Source organism: Arthrobacter sp. TMN-49, assembly GCF_054511095.1.
Genome location: NZ_JBTNDH010000003.1, coordinates 113,506 through 133,015, shown reverse-complemented (window position 1 = coordinate 133,015; position 19,510 = coordinate 113,506). Strand labels below are relative to the sequence as shown.

The window sequence follows — 19,510 nt, the reverse complement described above, 5'->3', positions numbered from 1 at the left end:
CACAACACTCACAAGTACTGCCCTGTGTTGCTCAGTGTTTCCAACGGTTCCAGCGTCTTGCCCGGAACCTGGCCTTCCTTGCTTTGCACAATGGTGCGGATATAGGTGATCCGCTCGCCCTTCTTACCGGAAATGCGTGCCCAGTCGTCAGGGTTGGTCGTGTTGGGCATGTCCTCGTGTTCACGGAATTCATCCACCACGGCCCGGAGCATGTGCTCAATCCGGATGCCCTTTTCGGCGTGTGTCAGCAGGTCCTTGATGGCATACTTTTTAGCCCTGTCAACAACATTCTGGATGACGGCACCGGAATTGAAATCCTTGAAGTACAGCATCTCGGTGTCACCGTTGGCGTAGGTGACTTCCAAGTATTCATTGGACTTGTCGGTGGCGTACATGGCCTCAACAGTGCGCTGAATCATGGCGTCAACCGTCTCCTGCAAGCTGCCGTTATTGGCGGCCACATCATCGGCGTGGAAAGGCAGCGCCGTGGTGACGTACTTGGCGAAAATATCGGCGGCAGCCTCGACGTCCGGGCGTTGAATCTTAACTTTCACATCCAGGCGGCCCGGCCGCAGAATGGCCGGATCAATCATGTCCTCACGGTTGGAGGCACCAATGACAATGACGTTGTCGAGACGTTCGACGCCGTCGATCTCACTCAGGAGCTGGGGCACAATGGTGGTTTCCACATCAGAGGACACCCCCGTTCCACGGGTGCGGAACAAGGAGTCCATCTCGTCAAAGAAGACCACCACTGCGCTGCCGTCGGACGCTTTTTCACGGGCACGGCTGAAGATGAGCCGGATTTGGCGTTCCGTCTCACCCACATACTTATCCAACAGTTCCGGACCCTTGATATTCAGGAAGTAGCTTTTTTGGTCCTTCACCCCGGAGCGTTCGGCCGCCCGTTTAGCCAGGGAGTTGGCAACAGCCTTGGCAATGAGTGTTTTACCGCAGCCCGGCGGACCGTACAGCAGGATGCCCTTGGGCGGCTTGAGGCCGTGTTCGCGGTAAAGGTCAGGGTGCAGGAATGGCAGCTCGACGGCGTCGCGAATTTGTTCAATCTGGGACGCCAACCCACCAATGTCGGAGTAGGAAATATCCGGGACTTCCTCAAGAATCAGGTTCTCCACCTCTGAGCGGGGAACCTTTTCCAGGGCGTGGCCTGTGCGGCCATCCACGGTGAGGGCGTCCCCGACCTTGACTATGCCGCCTTGCAGCACCCCTGCCAAGCGAACCACGCGCTCCTCGTCGGCGCGGCCAATCACCAGCACCCGAGTTGCACCCAGCAGCTCCTTGACCGTGACGAGTTCGCCCACTCGCTCGTAGCCAAGTCCGGCGATGACGGTGAACGCTTCGTTGAGCAGCACTTCCTGACCGACGTTCAGATCATTCATGCGCAGCAGCGGGCTCAGCCCCACCCGCATCTTGCGCCCCGAGGCGAAAATGTCCAGGCTTTCCTGCGTGGTCGCCGAACTGGTACCCCCGGCGGCGTTTGGGCGGTTGAGCGCAACGATAGTACCGAACCCGTAGGGGGGTTCGCCGTCGTGCTCCAAAGCTGACCGAAGTTTCAGGATCTCCGACTTCGCCGTCTCCAACATGGCCACGAGCCGGGAGTTGTTGGTGGTGGCCGCGGCCAGCTGCCGGTCAAGATTGCGTGCCTTGTCACGGAGCACATTGAGCTGGCGTTCCAGCACCACCTGTTGAGCGGGCCCCATTGAATATGTAGCCTCGGGCGAACCCGGCACGGGCGTCGATGGTGCAGGGTTCTCGGGAGTGGTGTCCTGTGATTCGCTCATGACAATCGATCCTTCGTCGGGCCTGGTCAGGCTGCTACTGCTGATCTTAGTGCTGCTAGGCGTCGGCGCCAGTCTCTTCCTCGGCTAGTTTGCTCTTGGTGCGGCGGGTTTGCACTGTCGACGAGGCGTCCCTGGCCGCGCGGCGCAATTTCTTGTCGGAGACGGCACGCTCACCCACGGCGGCAGGGGTCCAGGCGTCAAGATCTTCCTGGGCAAAATCTGTCTTGGAGGCGCGGCGCTTCAGCGTCATGCCGGTGACACCGTCGGCAAGCCGGCGGGTGACCATCAAGAACCCGGTGTGGGCAACCATGCGGTGATCGGGACGAACGGCCAGGCCCTCCAGGTGCCAGCCGCGGACCATTGACTCCCAGGCGTCGGGCTCGGTGAATCGACCGTCGGCACGGATGGCCTCGGCCGTGCGGGACAGCTGCGTCACGGTGGCCACATAGTTGATCCACACACCGCCGGGCGCCAACACAGTTGCCACGGCATCAAGGCATTCCCAGGGCGCCAACATGTCAAGGACAACCCGGTCAACGCTGCCGGGCGCTTCCTGCTCCACTACCTGGTCCTGAAAATCACCGAGGGAAATCTTCCAGGCCGGGTGCGGTCCGCCAAAGATTGTTTCCACGTTGCCGCGGGCAATGTCGGCGAACTCTTCGCGACGTTCAAAGGAGTGCAGGTAGCCGTTGTCGCCCACTGCCCGGAGCAGCGAGATGGACAAGGCGCCGGAGCCAACACCGGCCTCCACCACGCGTGCGCCGGGGAAAATATCGCCCATGGTGATGATCTGGCCGGCATCCTTGGGGTACACGACGGCTGCGCCGCGGGGCATCGACAGCACAAAGTCAGAGAGCAGCGGGCGCAGGGCCTGGTACTGCTGGCCTACGTTGCTTTCCACCATGGAACCTTCAGGGGCGCCAATCAACAGATCGTGATTCAGGAAGCCCTTGTGTGTGTGGTAGGCGGTGCCGGGGGTCAAGGTGATGGTGTTCATGCGTCCACGCTCGTCCGTCAGCTGCACACGCTCTCCTGCCCGGAACGGGCCGCGGCGGGCCGTTGCGCCGTGGGGCTGCCGGGAGGTTTCTTGGCGGGAATCACTGTGCGTCATGCGTAAGTCCTAACGTGTTGGTGCTGAAGAGTTCGTGGGAGTGGCCAGTCAAGACATGGCCGGATGCTGCTGGGGACGTGGGTCCTAAGGGGCGGCTTTGCCGGTAATGGCTGAAACAACCTTGGTCTGGCTCAAAAGGCCCGTTACCTTGCCGTCCAGGTTGATCACCGCATATTCGGTGTCGGGGAGCTTGGCCAGGTAGGCCACCAGCTCCTCGCCCTTGGCGACATCGGGGACATACGCGCCCTGCGAGAGGGACCTGGCCACGGCCGTGGCTGGGGTGGTTGCGGCAACTTCGGGCGGCACATGGGCCAGCGCAAACTCATCAACCACTGCGCAGGGACGGCCATCTTCGCCAAACAAAACTATGGGTTCGTTGGGGTGCTGCCCGCGAAGCGTCCACAGCTGGGCCACGGTGCACGCGTTTGATGCGCTGATGGCGGGTGTAGCCAAAGTGCCGGCGCTGATGGCTGGAAGCCGTAGGCGAATGCCTGCGCCCTTGATGGCGGCGGAGGCGCCCATCCAGAGAAAGCCTGCCAGCAAAATCAAAATGAACGTGGTGGTCAGCTCCGGTTCTCCGCCTTGCAGGTACGGAAGACCCACCACAGCAAGGACCAGCACCACAACAATGACCCGACCGGCCCAGCCGGCAGCAATGGTGCCCTTCTCCAGGCTTCCCGTTGACTTCCACACGATTGACTCCACCAGGCGTCCACCGTCCAGCGGCAGCCCGGGCAGAATGTTGAAGGCGCCAATGAGGAGATTGGCAAAGACGAAGATATTGGCCAACAGCAACGCAATGGCGGTTCCCAGGGAGTCAACTTCCGGGAGCGCCATTTTAATCAGGTAGCCCAAACCTGCCAGCACAAAATTCGCTACGGGACCGGCAAAGGCCACCACCAGGGCCTTGCCCGGTGTTGCCTTGCTGAAATCAAATTCGGTGTGACCGCCCCACAAATTCAGGACAATCTTGTGGGTTGGCCAGCCATACACTTTAGCTGCCACAGCGTGGGCCAGTTCATGGATCAACACCGAGAACAGCAGCAGCAGGGCGTAGGCAAAGGCAACCAGGTAAGCCCGCCAACCCAGCCCCATGAAATTCTCTTGCAGCTGCGGACCAAAAATCAGCACGGTTACAGCGGCAATGAAGAACCATGAATTCGCCAAGATGATCGGTGTGCCGCGTACAGAGCCGATGACAAAACCCTCACGGCGCGTCTTGGTGCCGTTGGCTGGGCTACTCACAAAGCAGCCCCGGTGAAGGCGAGCCTTGAAGCGACAACAGCATTGACGTCGTCGTACGTTTTCCCTGCCAGCGTCTCCCAGGTGGTCCGGCGGGCGTCATCAGCCAGCGGCACTGCGTTGGGGATGGCAATCGTGGCAACGCCTGAGGCAATGGCGGAGGCAACCCCGGGAACCGAGTCCTCCAAGGCCACACAATGATTGGCCGTGATGGAAGGGTCAGTCTTACGGAGCATTTCGATGGCCCGCAAGTACGGTTCCGGATGCGGTTTGCCGTTGTCGACTTCATCGCCCGTCACCAGGAACTCAAAGTAGTCGCGGTCCAGCGCCTGGGCCACTTCGGCGGCCAAATTACGCTCACTCATGGTGACCAGGGCGCAACGCACGCCACTCTTGTGCAGATCCGCCAGCAGCTCCCTGGCTCCCGGACGCCACGGCAATTCGCGGCGAATCCCGGCAATGACCTGATGGGAGAGGTGGTCAATGATCTCCCGCACGGTGAGGTTAACACCGGCATCTTGGAGAATCTTGGCGCTGGCGTCCAAAGCGCTGCCCACCAGGAGGCTTGCTTTCTCCTCATCCCATTGCCCACCATGAGCGCTCACCAACTCAATTTCGGCGGCAATCCAATAGGGTTCCGTATCCACTAAGGTCCCGTCCATGTCCCAGAGGACTGCTTTAAGCGTTGGCGGGGTCGGAGTCGCAAGGGGCGCGGCGGCGGCACTGGGTGAAAGCATGCCTCTAGTCTACGTGGAGTGAACAGCTGAACGGTTTTCCTCAGGGCTCCGCGTGGTGTGTATTGCCAACCGCTGCCGGAGCCTTAGGCTGGAGCCGTGAGCAGATTCAATGATGCGGAATCCAGCGAACCCGGACTGTTGTTAAGTCCCGCGCAGGGAGAGAATCGGGTAACTGTCTTATTGGCGGCCTTTGAGGGCTGGAACGACGCCGGTGAGGCGGCCAGTGATGTGCTGAAATATTTGCATAAACTGTGGGGCGCCAAAAGGGTTGCTGTCATTGAACCCGACGAATACTACGACTTCCAGTTCACCCGCCCCGAGGTCCGGCTCAATGGCGCCGGCCGGCGCAAGATCAAGTGGCCCGTGACCAAGATCGCCAAGGCTAGTATTCCCGGAACCAATGTTGACGTCATTTTGGTCCACGGCGTTGAGCCGTCCTACCGCTGGCGCGCGTACACGGCGGAGCTGTTGGCCAAGGCGGCGGCACTGAACGTGAACTATGTGATCTTGGTGGGTGCCCTGTTGGCTGATGTTCCCCATTCCCGGCCCATACCCGTCACCGCAACGTGCGACGACGCGGAACTCGCCGAACGTTTGAGCCTGGAACCGTCCGCCTATGAGGGGCCCATTGGCATTGTGGGTGTCTTGAACGAGGTGTCGTTGTTGGCAGGCCTGCCCACCATCTCCTTGTGGGCAGCGGTGCCGCACTACGTGGCCCAGTCGCCCTCCCCTAAAGCTGAGTTGGCGCTGTTGAATAAGATTGAAGATTTCCTGCAGGTGACCTTGCCCACCACTGAGCTGGCCGACGACGCCCAGGCGTGGGAACGCGGTGTCAACGACCTAGCGGCTCAGGACCCTGAAATTGCTGCCTACGTCCATCAGCTGGAAGAGGCAAAGGACACGGCTGAACTGCCGGAGGCAACCGGCGATTCCATTGCCAAGGAATTTGAGCGCTACCTGCGCAGGCGCGGCAAGGACCAGCCGTAGGCTGCTGCCCCGCCCGTCCAGCTTTTTCAGGCTGTCCACGACGGCTTGACCCCACATTCCGCCGCTGGTCTTTCGCAAGGTGGGCTCAGATGGGGCCGGTCACGCGTCTGGCCGACGGCACTGAGAACCTGAGACACGCCAGCACGGCCCCATGCTCGCGCACCTTATACCCGCGCACGAAACCCCACCCGGCCACGGAGTCCAGGCTCCGATGGTGCACAACTTTGCTGCCGAATGGGGTTCCCCAAGCTAGGTGTGCTGGCTTTAGAGCTCCAGACCCAACAGTGCTTCTATGGCGTCCGAAACCAGCGCCGCATCCCGCACGGAGTTGCCGCCGCCGCCAGCAGCGGCTTGCGCAGCCCAAGCGTCAATGGCTGCCAAGGCACGTGGAGCGTCAAGGTCCTGGGAAAGGGCAGCCCGCATTTCCGCCAACAGCTGCATGGCTGATCCTTCTGGCGCCATGGGCAATGCTGCCCGCCAGCGCGCCAACCGATCCTGTGCCGACTCAAGCAACTCCTGTGTCCAGAACCAGTCGCTGCGGTAGTGGTGTGCCAAGATGGCCAAGCGAATGGCGGCAGGGTCAACACCTTCGGCACGCAAAACCGAGACAATCACCAAGTTGCCGCGTGACTTGCTCATCTTCTCACCGTCGAGACCCACCATGCCTGTGTGGGCGTAGTGCTGGGCCATGGGCGTGTTGCTCAGCGCGTAGGCGTGGCCTGCACCCATCTCGTGATGCGGAAAGATCAGATCGCTTCCGCCACCTTGAACAGTAAACGGTTTGGGCAAGAAGCGTTGGGCAATGACTGTGCATTCAATGTGCCAGCCCGGGCGGCCATCGCCGAGTGTGCCACCATCCCAGGCGGGTTCACCTGTACGGGCCACACGCCACAGCAAGGCGTCCAGGGGGTGCCTTTTCCCAGCCCTGTCCGGGTCGCCGCCGCGTTCAGCAAAGAACGGGAGCATCTCTTCTTGGCTTAGACCGGAGATCTGACCCAACCACCAGGGGGCGTCGAGATTGCCACTCCTAGCCACAGACGAGGCGGCCTCCGCGGAGAAGTAGATATCGCCGTCGGGCTCGCCATCGGCCCCGGCCACCGGGTAGGCCAGGCCGGCTTCGATGAGTTTCGCAACTTCCGGAACAATCCAGTCAATGGACTCCACCGCGCCAATGAAGTGTTCCGGTGCCAGAACATTCAGCGCCTCCATGTCGGCCTGGAAGAGGGCTGTCTGGGAGGCGGCCAGTTCGCGCCAGTCCTGGCCGTCGCGGGTGGCTCGTTCCAGAAGGGGGTCATCGATGTCTGTGACGTTTTGCACATAGGTGACAGTGCGCTCGGCGTCGCGCCAGGCCCGGTTGAGCAGGTCAAAGGCGACGTACGTTGCGGCGTGGCCCATGTGGGTGGCGTCATAGGGCGTAATGCCGCAGACGTAGAGGCTGGCCTGATCGGAGTCGGGCAAGGCCACGACTCGTTGTTGGCTGGTTTCATGCAGATGGATGCTGGGCATAACGCCCGGCAACTGCGGGAGGGCGTGGGACTTCCAAGTTTTCACAGAACTAAGCCTAACGGCCGCGGGGCCCCGAAATGCGCGGAGCGTGTTTTGGGGAGGCCGGGAGGCGCTAACGGCCGCGGGGCCCCGAAATGCGCGGAGCGTGTTTTGGGGAGGCCGGGAGGCGCTAACGGCCGCGGGGCCCCGAAATGCGCGGAGCGTGTTTTGGGGAGGCCGGGTTACGGCGTGATGATCTTCAACCCGAGCAGTACGTAGAGCAGCAGGCCCAGGCCGATTCTGTACCAGACGAAGGGACGGAAGCTCTTAGTGGAGATGAACTTCAGGAACCAACCGATGATGAGATATCCCACGACAAACGCTATGAGCGTGGCCAACACCGTTTCGCCAATGCCAAAGGGTCCTTGGGCACCTTCGTGCTTGCCCAGGATCTTGTACAACTCGTAAAAGCCGCTGCCAAAGACAGCAGGGATGGCCAGCAGGAACGAGTACCGGGCAGCAGACTCACGGGTGTATCCCATGAACAGGCCGGCAGTAATGGTGCCACCCGAGCGTGACACGCCGGGGATCAGAGCCAGCGCCTGGGCGAACCCGAAAATGATGCCGTGCTTGACGCTGAGATCGCGCAGTTCCCTGCGCTGGCTGGCCACTGCATCAGCCACGGCCAAGATAAGCCCAAATACTATGAGTGTCGTGGCGACCAGCCACAGGTTGCGCAACGTGGATTCAATGTGGTGCTGGAACACAACGCCCAACAGAGCAATCGGCAGGCTGCCGACGATGATGAGCCACCCCATGCGGACATCAGGGTCGGTGCGCGGCACACGGCCCTTCAAAGACCCGAACCAGGCCTTGATGATGCGCACAATGTCGCGCCAAAAGAAGACAAGAACAGCTGTTTCTGTCCCCAATTGGCTCACGGCGGTAAAGGCTGCGCCCGGATCGGCGCCCGACGGCAGGAATTTGCCAACAACAAAAAGATGGGCGCTTGACGAAATCGGAAGGAATTCAGTCAAGCCTTGTATTAGGCCTAGGAAGGCAGCTTCGAACCAGTTCACGGGTTTCAGCCTAGGGCATGAGCGAGTTCACAGTGATCCATCGTGGCCGCTGACGCGATAATCGGGACACAGATCACCGTAAGCTTGCAGGTATGGAACAACGATTCATGGGTACCAGCGGGTTGCGCGTCTCGGCGCTAACTCTGGGGACAATGTCCTGGGGAAAAGAAACTGACGCCGAGGCCGCACGGACACAGCTACGTGACTTTGTGGACGCCGGAGGTACAACTTTGGACACTGCCGTTAGCTACGTGGAGGGCCGCAGCGAGGCAATCCTTGGTGAACTATTGGGTGACGTTGTCCCCCGCAGTGACGTTGTCCTGATCTCCAAGGCCGGTATTAGCCACCGCAATGGCAAGCGCATGGTGGACACGTCCCGCAGGGCCATGCTGGCCGGGCTAGATGCTTCGCTGGCACGACTGGGGACCGACCATCTGGACCTGTGGCTGGCACATATTTGGGATGACAACGTGCCGTTGGAGGAGACACTGGCGGCCTTAGAGTACGCCGTCAGCAGCGGCAGGGTTCGCTATGCCGGTGTCTCCAACTACAACGGCTGGCAGTTGGCCCGTGCGGCAACACTGAGCGAGACGGCGCTTGTTGCCAATCAGGTGGAGTACTCCCTGCTGGCGCGCACCGTGGAGAATGATGTAGTCCCTGCCGCTGAACACGTGGGCACCGGCCTGCTCTGTTGGGCTCCCTTGGGACGCGGTGTTTTGACGGGTAAGTACCGTGGGCAGATCCCCAGTGAATCCCGCGGCGCCAGTGCCACCATGGGTAGCTACGTGGAGAAGTATCTCGACGGCCGTCCGGCCAATATCACCGAGGCCTTGATCACTGCCGCCAAGGGTCTGGGCCGGCCGCCACTGGACGTGGCCCTGAGCTGGCTCCTGGACCACCACGGAGTCTCCGCTGCAGTCGTCGGGCCGCGCAGTCCTGAACAGCTGACGGAAATTCTCAAATCATCGCTCACACCATTGCCGGAACCAATCCTCAGCGTGTTGAACGAAGTCTCGCAGCTGTAGCTCCCTACCGAAGGGGCAAGTTTACTTAGCGACAAAGACGGTTAAAGTATGAAAGCCCTCACCAGGAGGGCTTTCATACTTTAAGACTCAAAACGTCGTGCAAAAGATCTAATCTGAGGCCGGTTCGAGATCGTTGTCAGATTCATCCGACTCATCGGAGTCCTCCTCAACATCTTCACCGTCTTCACCGTAAATAACCAACGGCGTCACTTCGTCAAAGGCATCGAACAGGGCCTCTTCATAGGCCTCAAAGGCGTCAATGATTCCTAGGAATGTGGCCTCAACAATGGGGTCTTCTTCCCCACGGCGGGCCGACGCGGCCACCAAGTGTTCTTCTAATGCTGTGGTCAAGGCGCTCAGGGCTGCGCGGGGATCAATGCTCATGCGATTGACGGTACCAGTGAGTTCCCCAACATGAAAGTCCCTTTCGACTTCGACGGTAGGCGTCAACCGTGGCACGGGGTAGGTTTTGTAGGGAACAGGGAAGTTTGCAGGCTGCGCTCAGAAAGGACAGTCCATGAGGGAAACGCTCCAACCGGCGCTGACAGGGCACGGAACACCCCTGCGCCAATACGAGTATCTGCTCCTCACGGTGTCCCCCGGCGAGTCAGTCCCTGTTGCGTATCAACGCCTGCGTGAACACGCAGAGTACGGTAAATGGGAGCTTGAACGAAGCACCCTATACATGGGTGGAGAACGAAAATACGTCATGCGCCGCTGGGTGCTGCGCGTGGAGCGGACCTTGACCATCTACTAGGCCACACAGCTTCACCGTTCACACGCGTAGCCGTGACCCACCGAGTTGGTTTGGCCTCGCACACCCCGGCGGCTAGGGTTCCACGGGCCCCAACCAGGCGTTGGCGATGGTGGCGTGGGCTGATTCATCATCCGATGGGTGGAACATGCCAGCGAGAACATCGCGATATAGTCGCCCCAACTCATTGCCGGCAAAGTAACTGCCACCCCCACTGACGCGGATGATCAGATCCACCACGGTGCGCGCGGTTTCGGTGGCCCGGATCTTCAAGCCCACGAGTTTCGGAAACCACATGCCGCCGTGGTCAGCCAACTGGTCCACATCCCTTGCAAGGGACTCCAGCTGAGGGTAGAGCCCATCCATGGCCAGCGCAGCATCAGCAATCCGCCAACGAATATCTGGATCCTGAGCGTAGCTCTTGCCACAGTTCTTTTTGGATGTGCGCCGGTGGACAGTGGCCACACCAATCTGCAAGGCACGCTCCCCCAGCCCGGTATAGACAGCCGCCAACAAGGTCTCGAAGCACGCAAAGATAGCAAAAATCAGCGGATCGGCGTTGGGGCCAACGGGCAGTTTCCTAAAGATGCGGTCGGCCGGGGCAACTGCCCCCTCCAAAACTGTTGTGTTTGACTGGCTGGCCCGCATACCCAAGGTGTTCCAGTCATCCTTGATGCTGTAACCGGGAGTTTCGCGGGTGATGAACCCGTGCACAAGCACCGGCTCCTCCCCCGTGGAATCCTTGCCAAAAATCCCCAGTCTTGTCCAGGCCGGGGACAGGGATGTGAAGATTTTGGTGCCCGTGAAGGAGTAGCTGCCATCGCTTAGGGGCTGTGCCACTGTGTTGGAGTCAAAGAGCACTTGATCATTGCCGGCTTCTGAGTTTCCGAAAGCAAACACCTCACCCGCCACCGCCTCCGTCAGCACGTAGTGCAAGGAATCATCCCCGCGCACTGACAAAAGGTGTGCAACACCCGTCCAGACCAGGTGCATGTTGATTGCCAACGCCGTTGCCGGGGCTGCCGTTGCCAGCCGGCGCTGCGCGGAGGCAACCTTTTCCAGCCCAAAGCCGAGGCCGCCGTCGGCCACTGCGGCAAACATGCGCAGGTATCCGGCCGACTTCAGCTCGGCCAAGTCCTCATGGAAGAACTCGTTCCGTTCGTCGTACCCTTTGGCACGCTCGCGGAACCGTTCCAGGAGTTCGTCGGGCAAGAGCTCATGCAGCTCGATGCTCATGAACGCCCCTTAGTAGTTGCTCAGCAGGCGGTCCAGCACGCGGACGCCAAACTTCAACGAATCAACCGGTACCCGCTCATCCACACCGTGGAACATGCCGGTGAAGTCCAGTTCCGGGGGCAGCTGCAGCGGAGCGAACCCGTAGCCGGTGATGCCCAAGCGGTTCAGGGACTTATTGTCAGTGCCGCCAGATAGCGTGTAAGGCAACACGGTGGATCCCGGATCCTCAAAATGAAGGGAATCGATCATGGCATCCACCAAATTGCCGGCGAAAGGGGTTTCCAAGGACACATCATTGTGAATAGTGGAGATATCAATGCCATCTCCGGCCAATTCCCGCACCAATGCCAGGACCTGCTCGTGCTGGCCGGGCAAGGTGCGAATGTCGATCATGGCCTCAGCCGTACCCGGAATCACATTGGCCTTGTAGCCGCTTTTGAGGAATGTCGGATTGGACGTGTTCTGCAAGGTTGCACCCACAAAGCGGGACACAGTGCCCAACTGGCTCAACAGTGTTTCCGGGTTTGACTCGTCAAACTCCACACCCGTCAGTTCCGAGACGCCCTCCAGGAAGGCCCGGGTGGTGGCCGTGTACTCAATGGGCCATTGGTGATCGCCAATGCGAGTAACTGCCCGGGCTAGTCGGGTTACAGCGTTGTCGGTGTTGATGTGGGAGCCATGACCGGCGCGGCCATGGGCTGTGAGCCGCAGCCAGGCAAGGCCCTTCTCTGCCGTCTGCAACAGGTAGGCGCGTTTCCCGTTGATGTCCGTTGAGAAGCCGCCCACCTCGGAGATGGCCTCCGTGGCGCCCTCGAAAAGTTCGGGCCTGTTGTCCACGCTCCAGCGCGCACCGTAGGCGCCGCCTGCTTCCTCATCGGCGAAGAAGGCAAAGATGATGTCACGCTTGGGCTTGCGTCCTTCCCGGCCCATGGAACGCATCACCGAAAGGATCATGGCGTCCATGTCCTTCATGTCCACGGCGCCGCGGCCCCAAATAAGTCCGTCGCGTTCTTCACCACCGAAGGGGTCGACACTCCAATCGTGAGCCTGGGCCGGAACCACGTCCAAGTGCCCGTGCACCACCAGCGCCGGCAAGGAGGAATCGCTGCCTTCCACGCGGGTCACCACGTTCGCGCGGCCCGGTGAGGCCTCGTACAGCTCAGGAGCAAAGCCAACCTCGGCTATCAAAGCTGCCGTGTGCTCAGCAATGGCCCGCTCCCCCGGCCCTTCATTGTCGGCAAAATTACTGGTGTCAAAGCGGATGAGATCGGCGCAGATGCCGGCAACTTCATCCTCGGGCCTGATGGTATTCACAGGGAAACTCCTTTGTACGACGTCGTACAACTCACCCTACCGTTTGGGCCAGATGAGCCCCTGCCCGGCCCGGAGAATGGACCGGCGGGGCTCGATTGTTGTTTCCAACAAAAGTCATGCTATTGTTTTCATCGCTGCTGAGGGAGACAACGATTCATCCGAAAGGAAGAACCGCTCCTGACATCACCTGCGCGAGTGGCGGAATGGCAGACGCGCCAGCTTGAGGTGCTGGTCCTGGAAACGGGGTGAGGGTTCAAGTCCCTTCTCGCGCACGGACAGACTCCCTGAGAACCTAGGTTCTCAGGGAGTTCTTTGTTTAAGCCCCTAGACGTTGCACGCCGCAGGTGCCGCTAGGGCTCCAACCGTACGGCCGCTCCGGACACCCGGATGCCGCCCGTTACCGGAATGCTGACAGCCAACGTCGAAGCACTGCCCATGTGGTGACCCTGGAGTACTGATATCTCGGCCGGTAGCGCCACTCCATTCAGGTGCCGCAGGTACCCACCCAAGGATGCGGCCGCCGAACCTGTCGCAGCGTCTTCACGGACCCCTCCGGGCGGGAAGGGGTTACGCGACTCAAAAGAATTCGCCGTGATCCTGAACACGACGTTCACCGTTGCGCCCCACCCCTGCTCGGCCATAAGCGCCGCAAGCTGGTCATAATCGTAATCAAGGGACGCCAGTATCTCCGGAGTTGCCACCGGAACTATGGGATGCCAGTTGCCGGCAAAGGACAGCAGCACCGGCAGCGTGGGGTCAAGATCGTCGGCACGAACCCGCAGCGCCGTCAACAGGCGCCCCAAAACGTCTGCCGAAGGCTCCCTCACCTCCGTGTCTACGCTGGTCAGTGTGGCCCGAACAACGCCGCCGACGTCAAAGGTGTCCAACGGAATGTCCCCCACCGGGGAGTGAAACACCAGCGGGCCTGTACCAATGGTGTGAGCCAGCGCCACAGCCGCAGCGATGGTGGCGTGGCCGCAGAACTGCACTTCGGCTGCGGGCGCAAAGTAACGCACGGAATAGGAGCCATCGTCATGTGGCGTAAGGAAGGCACTCTCGGAGTAGCCAAGCCGGGTGGCAATCTCCTGCATCTGACCACTGTCCAGGGTGCTGGCATCGAGAATCACCCCCGCCTTGTTCCCGCCTGCGGGATCATCTGTAAACGCTGCGTAGTGAAGTATTTCCATGGCCCCACGCTACAGCTAGTCCGGCACCAATCCCCCTATAAGTCCGTGTCCAAACAGATAAAAGTGGCCTGCTGAACCGGATAGGATAATACTCTTATTTGGCACTTATCAGAGGGTTCGTTTCATGCGCAACAGCCGCTCCACCCGGTTATTTGCACTTCTTGCGGGCGTGGCTGCCGCTGGGTTGGCGCTCACACCGTCTCTGGTCCCCCGCCCCGCCCTGTTCCAGGGATTCCTGGTCGGACTGACGTTCGCCCTGAGCTACCTGGGCGCAGCATGGCTGTTCAGGACAGTCGTGGGTCAACTCGTACGACGCCGGATCCTCACGCTCCCCGGCAAGCTCACCTTGCCGCCGTGGGCATGGTTGGCGGTCGTGGCGGTGGTGGCTCTCTATATTGCTGTCCTCGGCGCTCTCACAGTGCGGTGGCAAAACGAGGTTCGCACTAACGTCGAGATGCCACCCGTTGACGGCGTGGATCTGCTCACGTTCTTCGCGGTTGCCGGGGCCATGGTTGGCGTGGTTTTTGCGGCCCACAGGGGTTTGCGGAAGATGGCGTCACTGGGACGGAAGTGGGCCTCACATGCCACCCTCAAATCAGGCGTGCGCACAGCTGGTGGCTTATTGACAGCGGCCGTGACTGCCGTGCTGGCGTTGTCGATTCTTGTCAGCGCTGCGTTGTTGGGCACCGATAGCGTCTATGCCGCCCGCAATGCCACCACTCCGCAAGGCATCAGCGAACCGTCCTCCGAGTTGGGTTCAGCCGGGCCGGAATCTGCCGTGGACTGGGAGAAGCTGGGTATGCAGGGCCGAGCGTTCGTTGGCGGAGGACCTGCGGCCGCCGCCATCGAAGAAGTCACTGAGCAGCCTGCCCAGCAACCCGTCAGCGTTTACGTTGGCTCGGAACAGGCAGACTCCATGGCTGCCCGGGCCCAACTTGCCGTGGCGGAGCTCAAACGCACGGGCGGTTTCCATCGCGGGGCGCTCATGATCGCCACCCCCACAGGATCTGGCTGGTTGGAGCGCCAAGCGGTGGACTCCCTGGAGTATCTACACAGCGGCGACACAGCCATTGTTTCCATGCAGTATTCCTACCAGCCCAGCTGGGTGTCGTTCCTCTTTCACCAAGACCTCCCGCGCCAGTCCGGACAAGCGCTCAACCAAGCAGTCAGAAGCGAATGGGAGTCGATGCCGGCAGCGGAGCGCCCCAAACTATTGGTCTATGGACTGAGTCTGGGCGCCTCGGGCATGCAGGCGGCCTTTACCGACGTCGCCGATCTCACCAGCAATGTGGACGGGGCGGTCTTCTCCGGGACTCCCAATAATTCCCAGCCGTGGGGAACTCTGCAGAGCCAGCGCGACGCCGGTTCCCCGCTCTGGCAGCCCACGTTCGACGGCGGCCGGCACGTGCGCTGGCTGTCCAACAGTGGTGATTTCGCCAGACTTCCGGGGCCGTGGGAATCTGCCCGCATAGCGTATTTGCAACATGGCACCGATGCCGTCACCTGGCTGACACCACGCCTGATCTGGGAGCAGCCGCAATGGTTGGGTGGCAGCGCCCAGGCTGGCGGTCGGGCACCGGACGTGAGCGACTCCATGCGGTGGATCCCGCTGCTGACGTATCTACAGGTGGCCTTTGACATGTTCATGGGCGAATCCGTTCCGCACAGCCACGGACACAACTTTGGTGATGTTGCCGTGGAGGCGTGGCAAAGCGTCCTGCCCGGTGGCCTGGATGCCGGCGCAGTGGGGCGGGTCCAGTCCCTGATGGAGAGTTACCCCTACGAAGAATCAATGAGCAACTAGCCCGCAGAAAACGCCGAAAAATGTCCATTTTGGACACTTTTTCGGCGTTTTCTGCGGGCCAGTTGCGAGGGGGTTTAGACGCAGCCTGCGGAGACCGTGCCGCTAAAGTACTTTCTGGCACTGCGCGCGTTCCATGCGGTGAACTCCGAACTCAGCCACACGCCGTCGTCCGTCCTGTGATCCAGCACCTCAAGGGAAACCGTCGCCGGCAAGAACACTGGCGAATCAAAGGAGATGTCCCAGCTGAAGGCATTCGGCTTGGCTTGCGGCACGGTGGCCAAAACACGTGCCGCAGCGTACATGCCGTGGGCGATGGAGCGGCGCAACCCCAATGCCTTGGCGCTGAGCACGCTCAGATGAATCGGGTTGAAGTCGCCCGACACGGCAGCGTAGGCGCGGCCCGTGTCTACCCCGAGCTGCCACTGCGCGGTGGGTACCGGCGGGACGAATTCCACCCGAGGTTCGGCGGGCGATGGTTTGTCCAACCCGGGCAGGAACACACCCTTGGCCAGATACGTGGAAACGCCGCGCCACAGCAACGCTGTGCCGTCGCCACTATGAACCTCGGCAACAATTTGCACCTGCGTACCAACCCTGTGCCCGCTCAGATCCCGCGCCCAGGCCCGGACCGAAAGCTCGTCAGTGAACAGCACGGGCGCAAAATGTTGCACCTGGTTGCGCAGGTGAATCATGCCCAGCAAAGGTAGCGGGAAGTCCTCCTGAACCATGACGCTCATGGCCGCGGGGAACACGAGCGCGTGCAGATAGCCCGAGGGCAGGATGTCTCGCGCAGGTTCACCCATCAGGTGGGCGAACTCGGTCAACTTGGCCAGGTCGGCGTGCACACCGCGAACCTCCACGGCGCGTGCCGGCAAACTGGTGACCAGGGCGGGGCGGATCAGGCGTGCCTTGGCCGCCGTGGCGGCGGCGTTGACATAGAGCTTGGACAGCGAGGGCATCTCGGTCAAAACCGTGTCTGCTGTCATTGCCCCACCAGATTCTGTCCGCAGACACGCAAAATGTTTGCTGTCACCCCCGCCGCCTGCGGGGATGCGAAGAACGCGATAGTCTCCGCCACGTCGCTGGGTTTGCCGCCCTGCTGCAGGCTGTTCAGACGTCTGGCCACTTCGCGGGTGGCAAAGGGGATCTTCGCCGTCATATCAGTTTCAATGAAACCAGGCGCCACAGCATTCACCGTGCCACCGCGCGCCACCAACAACGGCGCCGTGGCACGGACCATGCCCATGACACCTGCCTTGGAAGCGGCATAGTTGCTCTGGCCCCGGTTGCCTGCGATGCCGCTGGTGGAGGCCACGCTGACAATGCGCGGGTTCTGGGTGAAGTGCTCGCTGGCCAGGAAGGCTTTGTTCATGCGCAATTGAGAGTCGATGTTGACGGCAATCACGGAGTCCCAGCGAGCTGCATCCATGTTGGCCAGCAACTTATCGCGGGTGATGCCAGCGTTGTGGACAACAATATCTAGGCGGCCGTAGCGCTGGACTGCGTGTTCGAGGATTCGTTCCCCGGCCAGCGGATGGGTGATGTCCAGTTGCAAGGCGGTGCCATGGATTTGGTTGGCCACGGCTGCCAGGTGGTCCCCTGCCGCCGGCACGTCCACTGCTATGACTGTGGCGCCGTCGCGGGCCAAGGTGCGGGCGATGGCTGCACCAATCCCCCGGGCAGCCCCCGTCACAACTGCCACGCTGCCCTTCAGCGGCGCTTCCCAGTCGGGTGTCTGCGAGGAACCTGCTGTGGACGCCGTGAGGAACTGGCCGTCAACAAAGGCGGAGCGCCCGGACAGGAAAAACCGCAAGGCGGCCATGGCACTGGGCGAATCCGCGGCAATGCCCTGGGCCAGCAGTATGCCATTTGCTGTGGCGCCGGCCCGCAACTCCTTGGCCACTGACCGGATGATTCCGTCGACCCCAGTCCGTGCGGCAGCAATGCTAGGTTCATCGTCTGTAGCGGCTTGGCGGGAGATGCTGACTACGCGGGCATTCTTGTGCAAATCCCGCAGCGCGGAGCCGACGGCTAACATGGGTGCCGAGAGCTGATTGGGGTGCTCCACATCATCCACAACAACAACGATGGCGCCCAACTTTTCCTTGGGTGTTGCTTGCCGGCGCACGTCCTGGTGCCAGCCCAGCAGCACTGTTGCAACTGCGTCGGCCCCGGCTCCGGCTCCCACAACAAGAATGGGGCCCTCCACCAGGGGTGCCGCTGGACTGTAACGGCGCAAGATGGCCGGCTGGGGCAGGCCCAGCCGCTTTGCCAGATCCTTGCCGAAGCCGCGGCTGACGAATTCTGTGTACTTGTCAGCGCTTTCGCGCACGCCGCCTGTCTTGTGGTGAGAACTCATCGCTCTACCTCGCTTCCAGGATGGCCACAACGCCCTGTCCACCAGCGGCACACACGGAGATCAAGCCGCGTGCCGGGCGTCCGTCCACGTCTCCGCGTTCATGAAGCATCTTGGCCAAGGTGGCCACCAAGCGTCCGCCGGTGGCAGCAAAGGGGTGGCCCGCGGCCAGCGAGGAACCATTCACGTTCAGCTTCGTCCTGTCAATGGAGCCGAAGGCGCCGTCCAAGCCGAGGCGGGTCGTGCCAAATTCTGCATCTTCCCAGGCGGCCAGCGTGCTCAGCACTGTTCCCGCGAAGGCCTCATGAATTTCAAAGTAGTCAATGTCATCCAGCGTCAGACCGTTGCGGGCCAGCAGTCGCGGGACGGCGAACGCCGGAGCCATCAAGAGACCGTCCTTGCCGTGGACAAAGTCAACGGCAGCGGCTTCGCCGTCCACCACTTCGGCCAGCACCGGCAGGTCGCGGGCGGCTGCCCAGTCTTCCGAGGCCAGCAGCACCGTGGATGCGCCATCGGTGAGTGGGGTGGAGTTTCCTGCCGTCATGGTGGCCGCGTCCCCCAACGCCTTGCCAAAGACGGGCTTGAGTTTGGCGAGCTTTTCAAGGGACGAATCTGCGCGCAGGTTCGAATCCCGGCTCAGGCCACGGAACGGGGTCAACAGATCATCGAAAAAATGGTTGTCGTAGGCGGCGGCAAGGTTCTTGTGGCTGGCAAGAGCCAGCTCGTCCTGCGCCTCCCGGCCTACTTTCCACTGTGCCGTGGTCAGCGCCTGGTGCTCACCCATGGAAAGTCCCGTGCGGGGCTCACCTGTTGACGGGGCATCGGGGGAAAGGTGTTTGGGCCGAATACGGCTGACGATCTTGAGCTTCTCACTCATGGACTTGGCGCGGCTGAGGTCCAGCAAGATGGTGCGCAGGCCTTCACTGACGGCAATGGGTGCGTCCGACGCCGAATCCACGCCGCCAGCAATGGCCGAATCAATCTGGCCCAATTTAATCTTGTTGGACAGCCCAATGACTGCTTCCAGGCCCGTGGCGCACGCCTGCTGAAGGTCGTAGGCGGGGGTGGTGGCGGCCAGTGCCGAGCCTAGAACGGCTTCGCGGGTCAGGTTGAAGTCCCTGGAGTGCTTCAGCACCGCACCGGCGGCAACTTCACCAATCTCTTCATCGGCCAACCCGAAACGGGCCACCAAACCATCCAACGCAGCCGTAAGCATGTCCTGGTTGGAGGAATGCGCGTAAGCGCCGCCGGAGCGGGCAAAGGGGATACGGTTTCCGCCCACAATCACGGCCTTGCGAATGCCGGTGCCGGCCGCGGTTGCCTTCACCGGGTTTGCCGCTTTAGTTCCCACGTTGTCACTGCCTGCTGCTGTTGGAGTAGTCATGAAGCTCCCT

Annotated in this window: 17 protein-coding genes and 1 tRNA gene; 5 read left to right on the top strand and 13 right to left on the bottom strand. The window is 61.3% G+C overall.

Annotation, left to right across the window (positions count from 1 at the left end; translation table 11 throughout):
* Positions 1–8: 8 nt before the first annotated feature.
* The 4 genes from arc to ACX80E_RS02760 form a co-directional block, all read right to left on the bottom strand.
* Entirely contained in the window at positions 9–1,718 is a 1,710-nt protein-coding gene (gene arc, locus ACX80E_RS02775; RefSeq protein WP_459300378.1) for a proteasome ATPase, read from the bottom strand.
* Between the two features lie 136 nt (positions 1,719–1,854).
* On the bottom strand, positions 1,855–2,910 hold the full coding sequence (locus tag ACX80E_RS02770) for a tRNA (adenine-N1)-methyltransferase (protein WP_459300313.1): 1,056 nt from the start codon (positions 2,908–2,910) through the stop codon (positions 1,855–1,857).
* Positions 2,911–2,994: 84 nt separating this feature from the next.
* A complete protein-coding gene (locus ACX80E_RS02765) occupies positions 2,995–4,155 on the bottom strand; it encodes a site-2 protease family protein (RefSeq protein ID WP_459300311.1) in 1,161 nt (386 codons plus the stop codon).
* Positions 4,152–4,889 carry an HAD family hydrolase gene (locus tag ACX80E_RS02760; protein WP_459300309.1) on the bottom strand — a complete coding sequence of 246 codons (738 nt, stop codon included), beginning with the start codon at positions 4,887–4,889 and terminating at the stop codon, positions 4,152–4,154. Before ACX80E_RS02760 ends, ACX80E_RS02765 begins: the two co-directional genes overlap by 4 nt.
* Before the next feature lie 96 nt (positions 4,890–4,985).
* On the opposite strand from ACX80E_RS02760, the gene ACX80E_RS02755 reads away from it, so the two are divergent.
* The gene (locus ACX80E_RS02755) at positions 4,986–5,876 is read left to right on the top strand and encodes a PAC2 family protein (RefSeq protein ID WP_459300307.1); all 891 of its coding nucleotides are present in this window, start codon (positions 4,986–4,988) and stop codon (positions 5,874–5,876) included.
* 264 nt (positions 5,877–6,140) lie between these two features.
* Here ACX80E_RS02755 and mshC read toward each other — a convergent pair whose 3' ends face one another.
* Positions 6,141–7,427, bottom strand: coding sequence for a cysteine--1-D-myo-inosityl 2-amino-2-deoxy-alpha-D-glucopyranoside ligase (gene mshC / locus ACX80E_RS02750; protein WP_459300305.1), 1,287 nt, complete (start codon positions 7,425–7,427; stop codon positions 6,141–6,143).
* Between the two features lie 176 nt (positions 7,428–7,603).
* Positions 7,604–8,440, bottom strand: a complete 837-nt coding sequence (locus ACX80E_RS02745) for an undecaprenyl-diphosphate phosphatase (RefSeq protein ID WP_459300304.1) — start codon at positions 8,438–8,440, stop codon at positions 7,604–7,606.
* Between the two features lie 92 nt (positions 8,441–8,532).
* Between ACX80E_RS02745 and ACX80E_RS02740 the strand changes: the two genes are divergently transcribed.
* Positions 8,533–9,465, top strand: a complete 933-nt coding sequence (locus ACX80E_RS02740) for an aldo/keto reductase (protein ID WP_459300302.1) — start codon at positions 8,533–8,535, stop codon at positions 9,463–9,465.
* A 108-nt stretch (positions 9,466–9,573) separates the two neighbouring features.
* Here ACX80E_RS02740 and ACX80E_RS02735 read toward each other — a convergent pair whose 3' ends face one another.
* Positions 9,574–9,849: a hypothetical protein gene (locus tag ACX80E_RS02735; RefSeq protein ID WP_459300300.1), complete on the bottom strand. Its 276-nt coding sequence runs from the start codon at positions 9,847–9,849 to the stop codon at positions 9,574–9,576.
* Positions 9,850–9,982: 133 nt separating this feature from the next.
* Between ACX80E_RS02735 and ACX80E_RS02730 the strand changes: the two genes are divergently transcribed.
* Complete coding sequence (locus ACX80E_RS02730) at positions 9,983–10,222, top strand: DUF5703 family protein (RefSeq protein ID WP_459300298.1); 240 nt, start codon at positions 9,983–9,985, stop codon at positions 10,220–10,222.
* 72 nt (positions 10,223–10,294) lie between these two features.
* Here ACX80E_RS02730 and ACX80E_RS02725 read toward each other — a convergent pair whose 3' ends face one another.
* Together ACX80E_RS02725 and ACX80E_RS02720 are read right to left on the bottom strand one after the other, a co-directional pair.
* Positions 10,295–11,455 carry an acyl-CoA dehydrogenase family protein gene (locus ACX80E_RS02725; protein WP_459300296.1) on the bottom strand — a complete coding sequence of 387 codons (1,161 nt, stop codon included), beginning with the start codon at positions 11,453–11,455 and terminating at the stop codon, positions 10,295–10,297.
* A 9-nt stretch (positions 11,456–11,464) separates the two neighbouring features.
* Positions 11,465–12,769, bottom strand: a complete 1,305-nt coding sequence (locus tag ACX80E_RS02720) for a M20/M25/M40 family metallo-hydrolase (protein WP_459300294.1) — start codon at positions 12,767–12,769, stop codon at positions 11,465–11,467.
* A gap of 189 nt (positions 12,770–12,958) precedes the next feature.
* On the opposite strand from ACX80E_RS02720, the gene ACX80E_RS02715 reads away from it, so the two are divergent.
* A tRNA-Leu gene (locus ACX80E_RS02715) sits at positions 12,959–13,041 on the top strand.
* Between the two features lie 78 nt (positions 13,042–13,119).
* On the opposite strand, the gene ACX80E_RS02710 is transcribed toward ACX80E_RS02715, so the two are convergent.
* Positions 13,120–13,956 (bottom strand): PhzF family phenazine biosynthesis protein, encoded by an 837-nt coding sequence (locus ACX80E_RS02710; RefSeq protein WP_459300293.1) that lies wholly within the window; start codon positions 13,954–13,956, stop codon positions 13,120–13,122.
* 124 nt (positions 13,957–14,080) lie between these two features.
* Between ACX80E_RS02710 and ACX80E_RS02705 the strand changes: the two genes are divergently transcribed.
* Positions 14,081–15,760 carry an alpha/beta-hydrolase family protein gene (locus tag ACX80E_RS02705; protein WP_459300291.1) on the top strand — a complete coding sequence of 560 codons (1,680 nt, stop codon included), beginning with the start codon at positions 14,081–14,083 and terminating at the stop codon, positions 15,758–15,760.
* A gap of 74 nt (positions 15,761–15,834) precedes the next feature.
* Here the strand turns inward: ACX80E_RS02705 and ACX80E_RS02700 are convergent, their stop codons facing one another.
* The 3 genes from ACX80E_RS02700 to ACX80E_RS02690 are packed head-to-tail and all read right to left on the bottom strand — an operon-like array spanning position 15,835 to position 19,500.
* On the bottom strand, positions 15,835–16,746 hold the full coding sequence (locus tag ACX80E_RS02700) for a MaoC/PaaZ C-terminal domain-containing protein (RefSeq protein WP_459300289.1): 912 nt from the start codon (positions 16,744–16,746) through the stop codon (positions 15,835–15,837).
* Positions 16,743–18,119, bottom strand: a complete 1,377-nt coding sequence (locus tag ACX80E_RS02695; protein ID WP_459300287.1) for a 3-oxoacyl-ACP reductase — start codon at positions 18,117–18,119, stop codon at positions 16,743–16,745. Before ACX80E_RS02695 ends, ACX80E_RS02700 begins: the two co-directional genes overlap by 4 nt.
* 4 nt (positions 18,120–18,123) lie before the next feature.
* The gene (locus tag ACX80E_RS02690) at positions 18,124–19,500 is read right to left on the bottom strand and encodes an acetyl-CoA C-acetyltransferase (RefSeq protein ID WP_459300285.1); all 1,377 of its coding nucleotides are present in this window, start codon (positions 19,498–19,500) and stop codon (positions 18,124–18,126) included.
* Between the last annotated feature and the right edge of the window lie 10 nt (positions 19,501–19,510).